The sequence below is a fragment of the Flavobacterium sp. PL002 genome, from assembly GCF_054165825.1.
The window spans coordinates 2,614,765-2,628,205 of record NZ_CM135110.1 but is presented as its reverse complement, the minus strand read 5'-3'; the positions used below and the strand labels follow the sequence as shown (position 1 = coordinate 2,628,205).

At 34.3% G+C, this 13,441-nt stretch carries 11 protein-coding genes; 5 read left to right on the top strand and 6 right to left on the bottom strand.

The features are described from left to right. Nucleotides 1–22: 22 nt before the first annotated feature. The 3 genes from ACVEGE_RS11515 to ACVEGE_RS11505 form a co-directional block, all read right to left on the bottom strand. Nucleotides 23–1,780, bottom strand: a complete 1,758-nt coding sequence (locus tag ACVEGE_RS11515; RefSeq protein ID WP_192500097.1) for a cytochrome-c peroxidase — start codon at nucleotides 1,778–1,780, stop codon at nucleotides 23–25. Between the two features lie 91 nt (nucleotides 1,781–1,871). Continuing rightward, on the bottom strand, nucleotides 1,872–3,314 hold the full coding sequence (locus ACVEGE_RS11510; RefSeq protein ID WP_192500098.1) for a PhoX family protein: 1,443 nt from the start codon (nucleotides 3,312–3,314) through the stop codon (nucleotides 1,872–1,874). A 130-nt stretch (nucleotides 3,315–3,444) separates the two neighbouring features. Further along, nucleotides 3,445–4,323, bottom strand: a complete 879-nt coding sequence (locus tag ACVEGE_RS11505) for a PPK2 family polyphosphate kinase (protein WP_173854511.1) — start codon at nucleotides 4,321–4,323, stop codon at nucleotides 3,445–3,447. A 214-nt stretch (nucleotides 4,324–4,537) separates the two neighbouring features. Between ACVEGE_RS11505 and ACVEGE_RS11500 the strand changes: the two genes are divergently transcribed. The 4 genes from ACVEGE_RS11500 (at nucleotide 4,538) to ACVEGE_RS11485 (ending at nucleotide 9,113) form a co-directional block, all read left to right on the top strand. Then, nucleotides 4,538–5,374 (top strand): DUF6929 family protein, encoded by an 837-nt coding sequence (locus tag ACVEGE_RS11500; protein ID WP_192500099.1) that lies wholly within the window; start codon nucleotides 4,538–4,540, stop codon nucleotides 5,372–5,374. A gap of 100 nt (nucleotides 5,375–5,474) precedes the next feature. Beyond that, the gene (locus ACVEGE_RS11495; RefSeq protein WP_173854500.1) at nucleotides 5,475–5,975 is read left to right on the top strand and encodes an RNA polymerase sigma factor; all 501 of its coding nucleotides are present in this window, start codon (nucleotides 5,475–5,477) and stop codon (nucleotides 5,973–5,975) included. Between the two features lie 2 nt (nucleotides 5,976–5,977). Next, nucleotides 5,978–6,916 (top strand): hypothetical protein, encoded by a 939-nt coding sequence (locus ACVEGE_RS11490; protein ID WP_192500100.1) that lies wholly within the window; start codon nucleotides 5,978–5,980, stop codon nucleotides 6,914–6,916. 40 nt (nucleotides 6,917–6,956) lie between these two features. Beyond that, the gene (locus tag ACVEGE_RS11485) at nucleotides 6,957–9,113 is read left to right on the top strand and encodes a VWA domain-containing protein (protein WP_192500101.1); all 2,157 of its coding nucleotides are present in this window, start codon (nucleotides 6,957–6,959) and stop codon (nucleotides 9,111–9,113) included. Nucleotides 9,114–9,311: 198 nt separating this feature from the next. On the opposite strand, the gene ACVEGE_RS11480 is transcribed toward ACVEGE_RS11485, so the two are convergent. Beyond that, a complete protein-coding gene (locus ACVEGE_RS11480; protein ID WP_192500102.1) occupies nucleotides 9,312–10,205 on the bottom strand; it encodes a L,D-transpeptidase in 894 nt (297 codons plus the stop codon). A gap of 305 nt (nucleotides 10,206–10,510) precedes the next feature. Here ACVEGE_RS11480 and ACVEGE_RS11475 point away from each other — a divergent pair, with 305 nt between their 5' ends. After that, the gene (locus ACVEGE_RS11475) at nucleotides 10,511–11,227 is read left to right on the top strand and encodes a 3-ketoacyl-ACP reductase (RefSeq protein ID WP_192500103.1); all 717 of its coding nucleotides are present in this window, start codon (nucleotides 10,511–10,513) and stop codon (nucleotides 11,225–11,227) included. Nucleotides 11,228–11,359: 132 nt separating this feature from the next. Here the strand turns inward: ACVEGE_RS11475 and ACVEGE_RS11470 are convergent, their stop codons facing one another. Beyond that, entirely contained in the window at nucleotides 11,360–11,797 is a 438-nt protein-coding gene (locus tag ACVEGE_RS11470) for a hypothetical protein (RefSeq protein ID WP_458008539.1), read from the bottom strand. 284 nt (nucleotides 11,798–12,081) lie between these two features. Further along, nucleotides 12,082–13,410 carry a tRNA (N(6)-L-threonylcarbamoyladenosine(37)-C(2))-methylthiotransferase MtaB gene (mtaB, locus tag ACVEGE_RS11465; protein ID WP_173854494.1) on the bottom strand — a complete coding sequence of 443 codons (1,329 nt, stop codon included), beginning with the start codon at nucleotides 13,408–13,410 and terminating at the stop codon, nucleotides 12,082–12,084. Between the last annotated feature and the right edge of the window lie 31 nt (nucleotides 13,411–13,441).

Here is a 13,441-nt window from a genome sequence, read left to right as displayed (position 1 = left end):
TTTTTATTTGAACAAAAAATTCTTATTCTATATCAGTGAGTGTTTTCATGAAAGCAACCAACTGCTTTTTTTCTAAATCACTTAAATTTAGTTTGTCTGTAGGTAATGTTTGATTATCGAGATTAAACCCCAAACCTGCTCCTCCTCCTTCTTCATAAAAATCAACAACTTCTTCCAGTGTTTTGTACACACCATTATGCATGTAAGGTGCGGTTGAAGTGATGTTTCTAATGGTGGGTGTTTTAAAGGAATTTTTATGAAGTGTCGCATTCGAAATTAAATATTTCCCTAAATCGCCATCTAGTTTACCGTTTTTATCTGGAACCCCTAACACTTCACTTTCTGAGCGATCATAATGTGGTGGTGCCGTACCGTTTGTCAAAGGAATAAAATGACAGCTGGCACATTTAGCTTTACCTGCAAAAAGATTAAAACCTGCTTTCTCATCTGCTGTAAAAGTGGTTTCGGCGCGCATGTAGCGATCAAACTTAGCGTCATAATTACTTAGTGATCGAATGTAAGAAGCCAGCGCATTTTTAATCTCAAAAGCACTGATCTCCTTTTCAGGAAACGCCTTTTTGAATTGAGCTACGTACTCTTTGTTTTTCTTAATTTCGATTGCGGCTGCATCCATGTCACCATGCATTTCCTCTTTGTTTGTAATGACCGCAACCGCTTGGTCTTCGAGATAATTCACCCTAGAATCATTAAAAAAGGCTCTTTGAAAAGCAATATTGCTCAATGTAGGTGTATTTCTTTTGACATAGGTTTTTCCGTTAAAGGATGTTGCTTTTTCGAGTCCGTCAGTGAAGGCTTTATCCTCATGATGGCATGAAGCACACGACCTACTGTTGTCTCCCGATAATACAGGATCGTTGAATAACATTTTCCCTAAAGCGATTTTGTCAGCAGTTGTTTTATAATCTGGAAAGCCCGAAAATGCTTCCGCATCAAAGGCATTTTTATCGAATAAGGTAGCAGCACTAGTCTTTAAACCTCGTACCTCATCAAAAACAGGAATACCCAATCTTAATTGCGACTCATACAAAGCGCGACTCAAAGGGTTTCCTACGTTCAAAATAAAAGCGGCACGGTCGAATTTATCAAAGGGTATTTTAGCTGACGTTTGTTTTATTCCTTCGTTGATTAGTTGTACTAAATTTTTAGCCTCTTCACTTTCAGTATCATAAACAGCTAAGTACCGCTGTAGCGTCTGTAGCGCTGGAACGACCTCTGGAATAGAATTTTTAGCCACGGGAGAATCAAATCCAGTGATACCTAGTGTGATTATTCTAAAAACTTCTAATCGCATGGCATCAAAAACATGGGAATCTGTCAGCGTATTGGTCTTCGCTAACGAAGCAATACGTTTCAAATTTGCTGTCACGATTCCTATTTGTTTTAGAAGTACTTCTTTTGACTGTACATCATACTCCGGAAACAACAATTCTTCTATGACCTGAAAGCCTTCCGGAGCAATTACTTTTCCATCGTTTTCTTCGTACTCTGGAATTGCAGGTCCGTTTACTGCTTTTGTTACTGATGGAAAATAATACTCACTTAACATTTCAATCTTTTTGTACTGCTCGTGCGTTTTCAAAAATTGCTGTTGTAATTTTTGTTCGTCTTGATTGGACTCGATTCCCTTTTGCAATAGCGAAACTTCTTTAAAGACTAACGCAACATCAGCTTTAAACAAGTCATTTACTTGTACCGACTTTTCTTTTTTCTGACAGCCAATTAAAACCAGAAACAGCAGGAATGGGATAATTTTTTTCATAATAAATAGTGCAACTAGAAAATTTTATATAAACCAAAAGCCCCGGTTTCAATTAAGAAACCGCAGGCTTTAGTTTATAGCATAAAAATGTTTATCTCGCTAATCCTTTGATTAAAACAATTTGACTTGCTTGGTTTTCGTTAGGACGTCCAGATCCTCCATCTACGCCTTTGTATTTATCACCTGTCCAGGTATGTGGTTGCACACTCAATAAAAAGGTATCATCAATACCTAATTGTTCTGACACATCAATTAAAGCACCATATTCCCATTCTCCAAAACCTGATGTACCACCCACATTATATTTTGCAGCATCTTCAGCAGTACGACGGTGGTCTAATTCAACTACTACTTTCAATTGTTTTGTAGCAATGTTGTATTGATAAATATACCCATCGTGTGTTTCATCACCGTAACCGTTAGCATCTTCTTGCACATACACGTAGTTTTTAGTCACACATATATTATCAGGATTCTGGAATTTACCCGCAATACCAGTACGGTCATCTCCGTCTAGTAAAACTTGTAACGTACCTTTAAGAGGATCAGTAGCATTCAAATTCAATTTGTACACTCTACCATACTTTGTTCTAGAAGCATCTGCATTATTCCCAGTAGTATTTTGACCGGTTACATTAAAATAGATTTCGCGATCAGCATCTTTACCACCTTTGCGATAATCTAAATCCTCTACACGACCAAATTTAATTGCTTTTAACGTATTTACCGAGGCGTTAATTTGTGCTCCCGTAAGCGTAGTATGATCTACTATTTTCACAAAAGAAACGTCGTAGTTTTGATTAGCAACCATATCTTTCTCTCTCTGGTTGTCGTCATTTCTTTTCATCATGTACAGCGACCCATTAGCAAGATCTCCTACTTTATCAGCAACGTACATAAACAATTGACCACCATAAGTTCCAGAGTCATCATCACCTATAACAATCACTGTTTTACCTGCAAACGCAGTAGCTTTTAATGGTAATGCATTCTCAGCGCTTAAGCGTCCTAAACCTGGTAATTCTCTTGAAACACTATTTGTTCCTGCATCTGCATAAGGATCTAATCCGTGGGTGCGTGATTCTTGTCCTGACTCTCCACAAGTTAAATACAAAGGACCAAAACCGTGTTCAGCAGGAGTTGCCATCGTAGCGCCACACAGCCTCCATGTTCCTCCATCTGAATTCAATAAATATTCTCCTTTTACAGGCTTGAATGTTTTGTCTAAAGTGATTCTTGATACCGAAAAATTATCCTCATTATTTACCAAGAAAGTAAAAGTGCCATCAGTATTTTTTAATAATCCCGATCCATCTGCTGATCCTCCAAAAACAAAATTAGGACTGGAAGGCAAAACATCATCAGAACTAATTAAAGAGAATAATTCTAAATTTTCAAATCCTGCTTGCTTTTTCAATAGCACTGGAGTTGTAGATTGTGTTGCTAGAACAACATCGGTTTTAGTTGCATTATCATCATTATTACACGACAATAAAGAAGTTAGTAATAGTACTGGAAGAATAATTTTTTTCATCTGGGTGTTTTTTTGTTTGAAGCAAAGAAACACCCCATATTTTAATAGGAAATCAACTAAACATTACTAAAACTTAAAGATTTCAATCTTAATTTAACAATTAAAAACAATCCCTTAACACACCCTAAAATTACTCTTTTGACAACGCCGCTTTGTAGATAGCAAAATTCTTTTTTACCTCCTCATCAAGTGCAGGTTCTTTAATATCTGTATATTTTTGCATTTCTTGCCAGATAATTTCCGCTACAATATAGCGAGCCATATCTTTATCGTCTGATGGAATGATGTACCATGGTGCATTTTCTTTAGCCGTTTTATTAATCGCTTCCTCATAATAGTTCATATAATCATCCCAGCGTTCTCTTTCCTTTAAATCTCCAGGCGAAAATTTCCAGTGATGCTCTTCATTTTCTAAACGACGTAACAAGCGTTTGCGTTGCTCCTCTTTACTCATATGAAAATAGAACTTCATGACAATCGTTCCATTTTGCGAAATATGTTTCTCAAAATTATTGATTTGTTCCATTCTATCTTCCCAAAATTGAGGCGTAATATCTGCTACTTTTTCAATTCCAGGTAAATTTTCATTCATAATATATTCTGGGTGCACACGAGTTACTAAAACATTTTCATAATGCGTTCGATTAAAAATAGCAAATTTCCCCTTCTCTGGTAAAGCCAGGTAATGCCTCCATAAATAATCATGCTCCAGCTCAGTTGAATTGGGCGTTTTAAAACTACTCACCTCTACTCCACGCGGATTAAATTCTTTAAAAACCTCTCTAATCAAACTGTCTTTTCCAGAAGTATCCATTCCCTGCATACAAATTAAAACCCCATAACGGTTGTGCGCATACATGACATCCTGCAACTCACTCAGTTTTTCACGTACGCCGTCTAATTTATCTTCCTTATCATCATCACTGGCATCATTATTCAAGTTTGTGGCAATATCAGCCAAACGTATTGGTGCAACCACCTTAAAATTTTTAGGATCAATTGATTTCATAGTATATAAATTATAATTAAAGTAAATATAGTATTTTTGAGCAGCAATATCCAGCTTTACGTTGCAATACATTTTCAATAAATTGCTTTTTTCTTAGGGCACCGCAGGAGCTCATTTTAATCGCTCTGCGGCTTCCAGAAAAAAATGCAATTTATTTTCAATTTATTTTCACTGCAATCTGGGCTAGGCATTTTGTATCTAAAACCTCATTATAATGAAAAAATTTACACTCGATATAGTTTTCCACATCATTGGTATCGGTTCAGCTTCAGGATTATTTTATCAAAACGACATCTTATATCTCATAGGCGACAACAGTAGTTACTTATATGAATACAACATGCTCGATGCCTCCTTAAATAAATATCCATTATTAAAAGATCCCGCAAATAATATTCCCAAAAACAGCAAACCTGATTTTGAATCCATAACGCATTTTCAAGACACACTCTATATCTTTGGATCTGGTTCTACTGCTAATCGCAACAAAATGATAGAATTCAGTATTCCGCAAAAAACAAAAGTCAGAACTAACAATCTAACTGACATCTATGCCATAATGCAAAGCTTTGGAAACATCAATCCCGAAGACTTTAATCTAGAAGGCGCTATTTATGATGGGGATTTTTGGTATTTTTTTAATCGTGGCAATAGCAAGACTAATAAAAATACGCTTTTTACGCTCAAAGCTAAAAAACTAGATCAAGAATTCTCATTGCTCTCTAATGATTATAAACTACCCAAAATAAAAGGCGTTCGTACCAGTTTCACAGATGCTATTCTTGTCGACAATAAAATTTATTTTTTGGCTGCAGCCGAAGATACAAAGTCAACCTATGATGATGGTGAAATCCTTGGAAGCATTATAGGACGCATTGATCTTGAATCGATGAAAATAGACTTTACTAAAACCATTAGTGCTGCTAATAAATTTGAAGGCTTAACTTTATATAAAAAAGATAAGAACCAAATAACTTTTTTACTCTGCGAAGACAATGACACTGATGCGCAAGAAAGTACTATTTTTAAGCTCACTTTAGAATTAAAATAAAAAAAATCAATTCGCTCCCAACCTTTTTCTCTTTTCTGCTCTCTTTACTATTAAAGACATCATTGTGATAAACGAAAACCTATTAATTGCCTGCAAAAAAATGCACCGAGACGCCCAGCGTCAAGTGTACGAAAATATGGCACCCAAATTGTATCGTACTTGCAAACGGTATTTAAAGAAAGAAGAAGAAATAGAAGAAGCTCTAGCCGATGCATTCTATACTATTTTTACTAAACTTGATCAATTAAAAGAATTAGGCGCTTTTGAAGCTTGGGCTAGAAAGATTACTGTTAATCATTGTTTGGCAAGCATAAAAAAGAATACCAATTTCAACATGTACCTTGATGATGTCAAATCGATTGCTTTACCATTTAATGATGAAGCAACCGATTTAGAAGAAGAAGACTTACTTAATTTACTAAACCGTATTCCTGAGGGATGTAAAACTATTTTCAACCTTTTTGTAATAGAAGGGTACGCTCATAAGGAAATAGCCCTCATGCTTAACATTTCTGAAGGCACTTCAAAATCACAATTGAATGCCGCGAAAACAAAGCTGAAGGAATTAGTAAATAATTTGTATTACCAAAAATTGAACTAGTCATGGACAATCAAGATAAAATATTCGATAAAATTAGAACTGCTTCCCAAAAGGCGGAGACCAGAGATTTTCCTGGAATGGAAAAAGTCTGGGCAAGAGTAGATGAAAAACTGGATAAAAAAGCACTAAAAACTAAAAATAAACTTTGGAAAAAAATAGCAATTGCTGCATCTGTTTTATTATTAATCTCTGTAGCATACCAAGTAATTAAACCTACAAATGAAATTCAAATTATAAAAAACGAAATTGTTACGGCAGATACTATCATAAAAAAAATAGCTAAACCTGATGCTCCAGTAATCACGCATACTACTATAGATACCGTAAAAATTAACAACGTTCTTAAAAGTACACGCATTGTATCTAATCAAATAAATGCTACTCAAAAAACAGAAGCTATTGTCATGGAAGAAACAGCTATTCCTGAACCAATTCAGAGATCAATAGAAAAAAAATCATATAACAAAGAAACGCTTAAAAAACAGTCGAGTCAGTTTCACAAGGGAGCTGTTTATGACGCAATACTTGTTAGTCATGCACCAGTAAATAATGAGACTGTAGTACAAGCAGATGCTGTTAGCTCACAAGCTATACAAGCTAACGCAGCTCCTTTAGTGGTTATTGATGGTCAAGCATTGTCGAGTAAAAAAAGTAAAGACTTGGGTAATACGGGAATGGAAATAGCTTCCAATCTAAAAAATAACGATATCGAATCCGTACTCATTTTAAAAGAGCCTTTGTACATTATAAATGGTGTCGAATATAGTGAAGAGGATTTATTTGGCGCAAACCCTACGAGCCCCTACGCACCTTTGAACAAACAAGAAATTCAATCAATAGAAATTTTACAAAACGATGAAGCCATTACTAAATATGGTGACAAAGGAAAAAAAGGAGTTGTCATAATTACCACTAAAAACAGAAAACCCGTAGGTAAATAATTCCGAAAAACACATTACTAACATTTTAAATATTACTATCATGAAAAGCGAAAAACTTATTTCATTAGCCATTGCTATGCTTTTTTCTATCCTAAGTTTTGGACAAGAAAAAACAATCACAGGAGTCGTAACCGATAGAGCTGCTAACCCTTTACCAGGTGTCAGTATTACTGTAAAAAGCACCATAAAAGGAACTCAAACTAATTTTGATGGACAGTACTCAATTCTTGCTAATAAAGGAGATCAGCTCGTTTTTAGTTACATTGGGATGGAGTCAAAAACCGTTAAAGTTGGTGAATCAAATACAATTAATGTAATACTAAACGAACATTCAGCGGCATTAGAAGAAATTGTGGTTGTAGCGTATGCAAATAAAAAACACAAAGCCTCTAAAGCTGAAATTGTTAGCATGCAAAGTCCCAGTATTGTATATAACAGTTCAAGTACACAAGCGTTACAAGGCAGAGTTGCAGGAGTTCAAATTAGTCCGGCTAATAATAATACGGCTTCAGACATTAAAATTCGTGGCAAGGCATTAACTAATAACAATAATGAACCATTATATATTGTGAATGGCGTACCTGTAAATAAAGACAGCATAAATCAAATAGATCCAAAAACAATTAAAGACGTAAGGGTTGAAAAAGAAGCTACAGCAACCGCTCTTTATGGTTCAAGAGGTCAAGGGGGCGCTATACTCATAACTACACAAAACGGAGTACAACAAAATCTTTCAAAAAAAGAACTTAAAGAAAAACTAGCACTATTAGATGTAAAGCAACAGCAACCAATAGCAGTGGATCAAGAAGATTACGAGAACTTTATCGAAAATCAGTTTGAAACGCCTAAAACAGCTCCACTATCTACATTTTCTATAGATGTGGATAACGCTTCCTACACTAATATTAGACGTTTTATTAACAACGGACAAACCGTTCCTAAAGATGCCGTACGTATTGAAGAGATGATGAATTTCTTTAAATACAATTATCCGCAACCTCAAGACAAAAATCCATTTTCTATTAATACGGAGTACAGCAACTGCCCTTGGAATACTAAACATCAGTTATTAAAAATTGGCCTACAAGGAAAAATTATTCCAACTGATGATTTGCCTGCATCAAACATGGTTTTTTTAATTGATGTATCAGGTTCTATGGGAGATAGTAACAAATTACCGTTATTAAAACAATCCATGAAAATTTTAGTCAATGAACTTAGAAAAGATGATAAAGTAGCTATTGTTGTATATGCTGGAGCAGCTGGTTTAGTTTTACCTCCTACTTCTGGTGATGATAAGACTACTATTATTAATGCATTAGAAAACCTTAATGCTGGCGGCAGTACTGCTGGTGGAGCCGGAATAGAACTAGCCTATAAAATTGCACAAGAAAATTTTATAAAAGATGGAAACAACAGAGTAATCTTAGCTACTGATGGTGATTTTAATGTAGGGAGCTCTGCAAATACTGACATGCAAACTTTAATTGAAGAAAAAAGAAAAACCGGAGTCTTTTTGACTTGTTTAGGATACGGAATGGGAAATTACAAAGACAGTAAAATGGAAATATTAGCCAACAAAGGAAACGGAAACTATGCTTATATTGATAATATTCAGGAAGCCAACCGTTTTTTAAGTAAAGAATTCAAAGGTTCTATGTTTGCTATCGCCAAAGATGTAAAAATCCAAATAGAATTCAATCCAAAACACGTGCAATCCTACCGATTGATAGGCTACGAAAACAGAAAATTACGTCCTGAAGATTTTAAAAACGATGCCATTGATGCAGGAGAACTAGGAAGTGGCCATACCGTAACGGCTTTATACGAAATCATTCCTACCGGAGTAGAAAGTGACTTTAGCCAACCTGAATTGAAATATACAGCAGTTAAAAATGACACTAGTACTTACAGTGATGAATTAGCAACTATCAAATTTAGATATAAAAAACCTGACGGTGACAAAAGTATCGAGTTGGTACAAGTTATAGCAAATAAAACAACTGCCATACAACAAGCATCAGATGATTTAAAATTTAGTGCTGCAGTTGCCTGGTTTGGTTTAAAATTGAGGGATTCTAAATTGATTTCGAATAAATCATCAAAGGATATTTTAATTCTAGCAAAACAAGGATTATCAAAAGATCCTGAAGGTTATAAAGCCGAATTTATTCGATTAGTAGAGGCGGTTAATTAGACAATGAAATACAAATTATTAATAGCTATTATTAATGAAACGAAATCCAGTTTAACTCCTTGCAAGTATTTTTTGATGTATCACGATACAATAATAGTTATCGACTCCGCTCGAACTGACTATTGATACAAAGTATAAATTACATAGCTATAAACATAAAAAAACTCCTTTTTTTCAAAAGGAGTTTTTTGCTTTTAACTATTTTTTTTCGCTTTCAAAAGTTGCTCTATTTTTTTGTTCTTTTAAAATACTAGCTATAAATGGCTTAGCTACTTTGTCTAGATCAGCTTCAGAGATTGTTAATGATTTAGGATCTTTAACCACTTTTAACCAAGGTTTTGGACCGTCAAAATCATACGTACCAAAAACAATTACAGCTGTTCCCTTAACTTTTACATTTTCTTTGTCAGCTAGTTCCCATTGATCTGCAAATTCGTATAAATATTTAGCATCACTTTCTTGTAAACGTAAACAGGAATGCGAAGCAGGGTATCCGGGCAAACTGTATTCGTGAAAACCAACACCTAATTTATTTTCGATATTAAAATTCCATTTTAAATCCCACTCGTCATTAAATGTACTGGTAGTTTCTTCGGCTTTCCAGTTTGTAAAAAACAAACCTGTAGGAGTTTGATCTTTTTTTCTACCCATATTAGTTGGTCCCGTATGCATTAAATAACCGTTTTCATAGGTTGCAAATGTTTGTGTAGGATACGAGAAAAAGATTATTTTTTTTACTTCTTTCAAACTAGCAACTTCTAACGGAAATGGTAAATAAAATTCCAAATCGCCAGTAGCATCATTAGTAACAACAATAGAATCTAATGTTTTTAGATTTTTGGCATCTGTTCTATTCAGTGCATAGGCAGCACGGAGTTGCAAACTATCTGATTGTTTTTCTTTCAACCAGTCTTTTGTTTTCACCATTTGGTAAGAAATACTTTTGGGCGCTACACGCTCTGGTGCTTTTACCTCATCAGCAATTGTATCAGATGGTGCAGTTGTTGCTTTATTAGCTTCAGCTTCGCTATTTTTACATGATGTAATAAAAAGAACTAAAACCATATTCAATAGTAGGATTGATTTTTTCATAAGTGTATTTTTCTATGTCGTAAAATTCTACATTTAGGCTGCATTTTTCTTTACATAATTTCACTTAAAAGTTGTCTAATTTCAAGGTTTCGATAATTTCTTTCGATAATAAAAAGTAAAACGATTTTGTTTAATCTGTAAACCAAATTTTAGAACTGAATTCTAACTCTTACACAACTATTTTTTTTTCGATAAAAAGTAAAAATAGAAATTGACTTATTTATCATTTTTTTCACTTTTGAATGTCTGTTAAAAAAATCTAATGCGTTAACTTTGCTATTCACAATTGAAAAATCAGAAACAACATGAACGACTTAAAAAATAAAAATGCCTTAATTACTGGCGCTGGAAAAGGAATTGGAAAAGCCATTGCTTTAGCTTTAGCAAAAGAAGGTGTAAACGTAATTCTAGTAGCTAGAACAGCAGATGAAATTGAAACTGTTGCGACAAAAGTACGCTCATTACGCGTAAAAGCATTAGCTGTTACTGCTGACGTATCTGACATGAACTCGATTAATCAAGCTGTTGCAAAAGCGCTTGGGGAATTTGGAACTATCGATATTTTAATTAATAATGCCGGAATTGCTGCTTTTGGAAAGTTCTTAGAATTAGAACCTAAAGAATGGGAACGCATTATTAAAGTCAACTTAATGGGAACTTACTACACAACTCGTGCGGTATTGCCTAACATGATCGAAAGAAAAACTGGTGATATCATCAACATTTCATCTACTGCAGGACAAAGAGGAAATGCTTTAACAAGTGCTTATAGTGCTTCTAAATTTGCTGTTCTTGGATTAACTGAATCATTGATGCAAGAGGTTAGAAAAGATAACATACGTGTTACTGCTTTAACACCAAGTACTGTTGCTACCGAAATGGCAAAAGACTTAAAATTAACGGATGGTAATCCTGAAAACGTAATGCAACCTGAGGATATTGCTGAATTAATTGTAGCCCAATTAAAATTAAACAGACGTGTATTTATCAAAGATGCTGGTATCTGGTCTACAAATCCATAATAAATTACACCTAAAAAAAGGGACCGTTTTAGCTTAAAACTAGAACAGTCCCTTTTTTATTTAGTGTTATTCCTATTTGTAGTTATGAAAGTAGCCTACTTTATAATTTTTACTCTAATTTAGAGGTGATCGTTAATTTTCTTTAACCATTTCCTCTTTCGCTCTAGCTGCTTCTTTCTCTACTTTTTTTCTAGCTTTCTCAGCTGACTTGGCTGCTTTATTGGCTTTTGATGTTCTTCTATCTGCTTGTTTTTGAGCTCTCTCAGCAGATTTTTGTGCTTTAGCTGCTGACTTGGCTGCTTTTTCTGATTTAGCAGCTGATCTAGTTGCTTCTTTTTCTGCTTTTAAAGTTGCCCTTGCTTCTTTATCAGCTTTAGCCTTACTTCTTTTAATTTCTTTTAATTCTTTCTTAAGCGCTATTTCTTTAGATTTCTCAGCTGCTTTATTTTCTTTTTCCATCTTTAGTTCCTGACTTTGTTCTTGTTTAGAACTTTCTTGAGCCATAACTCGTGTATTGCATACTAAGGAAAAAACTAATATTCCTAAAAATATTGATAATGATTTTTTCATGATTTTAAATTTTATTGTTTAGTTCTGTGTCAAAAAGTAACCGCCATTGATTGTTTATTTCAGTGTAATGAAAGCCCTCATAATTATAAGAAAGGTAGTCAATAATCTTCATATAAAAAGTTAAATTAACGAGGCAAAATTTTAAAAGAAACAGCTGAGATTTAGTAATCAAAACTCATTTTAAAACCAAATAATATAAAAAAACCATTAAGTAATTAAGCGTATTAAATTTTACTTTAATTATCTTAATTCCTTAATGATTTCTATTTTTATCGTAATAAATGTTATGCTTCTACCGCTATAAATTCCATTCTAACGCTTCCGTCATCATCAATTTTCGTTAAATTGATAGGGTGTAAGGTATTGACTAATTCAGGATTCCACGGTGTTTTTACTTTTACATAATTTTCAGTAAATCCGTGAATGTAACCTTCTTTATTTTCGCTTTCGAATAAAACTGTTCTATTTGTTCCTAACTGGCTTTCATAAAAAGCACGTCGTTTTTTAACAGATAGACTACGCATCATTTTACTACGCTTAGCACGAACATTTGCAGGAACAACTCCACTCATATTTGCGGCTTCCGTATTGTCTCTTTCTGAATAAGTAAAAACGTGTAGGTACGAAATATCCATATCGTTTATAAAATGGTAAGTTTCTAAGAAATGCTCATCGGTTTCACCAGGAAAACCAACAATAACATCCACACCAATACAAGCATGAGGCATTACTTCTCTAATTTTATTCACCCGTTCCGTATATACTTCACGCTGGTAACGACGCTTCATTAATTTTAATATATCGTTGCTTCCAGATTGCAACGGAATATGAAAATGCGGAACAAACGTTCTACTTTTAGATACAAACTCTATTGTTTCATTCTTCAATAAGTTAGGCTCAATAGACGAAATACGTAATCGCTCAATACCTTCTACTTTATCTAATGCTTGTACTAATTCAAGAAAAGTGTGTTCGTGTTTTTTATTTCCGAATTCCCCTTTTCCATAATCACCAATATTCACACCCGTAAGCACGATTTCCTTAATATCTTGTTTAGAAATATCAGATGCATTTTTCAATACATTTTCAAGTTCGTCACTTCTGGAAATTCCTCTAGCTAATGGTATCGTACAGTAGGTACATTTATAATCACAACCGTCTTGCACTTTCAAAAAAGCACGGGTACGATCACCAATTGAATAAGATCCTACATAAAAATCAGCATCAGCAATTTCACAAGAGTGAACCTCACCCATGTCGTTTTTACTTAGGTCGTTGATATAATCGGTAATTTTGAATTTCTCGGTAGCACCAAGTACCAAGTCAACACCATCGACTGCGGCTAACTCTTCAGGTTTTAACTGCGCGTAGCAACCTACGGCAGCAACAAAGGCTTGATTATTTAATTTCATGGCTTTTTTAACCACTTGTTTGAACTGCTTGTCAGCATTTTCGGTTACTGAACAAGTATTAATGACATACATATCAGCAACTTCTTCAAAATCAACACGGTCGAAACCTTCATCTTGAAAATTTCGAGCAATAGTAGATGTTTCTGAAAAATTCAGTTTGCATCCAAGTGTATAAAAGGCAACTTTTTTTCTGTTTTCCATAGGGATAAACTACGTTTTAAGTAGTAACTTA

Coding starts and splice junctions, on each gene's coding strand:
- ACVEGE_RS11515 (WP_192500097.1), bottom strand. CDS start 1,780: ATGAAAAAAATTATCCCATTCCTGCTGTTTCTGGTTTTAATTGGCTGT.
- ACVEGE_RS11510 (WP_192500098.1), bottom strand. CDS start 3,314: ATGAAAAAAATTATTCTTCCAGTACTATTACTAACTTCTTTATTGTCG.
- ACVEGE_RS11505 (WP_173854511.1), bottom strand. CDS start 4,323: ATGAAATCAATTGATCCTAAAAATTTTAAGGTGGTTGCACCAATACGT.
- ACVEGE_RS11500 (WP_192500099.1), top strand. CDS start 4,538: ATGAAAAAATTTACACTCGATATAGTTTTCCACATCATTGGTATCGGT.
- ACVEGE_RS11495 (WP_173854500.1), top strand. CDS start 5,475: ATGCACCGAGACGCCCAGCGTCAAGTGTACGAAAATATGGCACCCAAA.
- ACVEGE_RS11490 (WP_192500100.1), top strand. CDS start 5,978: ATGGACAATCAAGATAAAATATTCGATAAAATTAGAACTGCTTCCCAA.
- ACVEGE_RS11485 (WP_192500101.1), top strand. CDS start 6,957: ATGAAAAGCGAAAAACTTATTTCATTAGCCATTGCTATGCTTTTTTCT.
- ACVEGE_RS11480 (WP_192500102.1), bottom strand. CDS start 10,205: ATGAAAAAATCAATCCTACTATTGAATATGGTTTTAGTTCTTTTTATT.
- ACVEGE_RS11475 (WP_192500103.1), top strand. CDS start 10,511: ATGAACGACTTAAAAAATAAAAATGCCTTAATTACTGGCGCTGGAAAA.
- ACVEGE_RS11470 (WP_458008539.1), bottom strand. CDS start 11,797: ATGAAAAAATCATTATCAATATTTTTAGGAATATTAGTTTTTTCCTTA.
- mtaB (WP_173854494.1), bottom strand. CDS start 13,410: ATGGAAAACAGAAAAAAAGTTGCCTTTTATACACTTGGATGCAAACTG.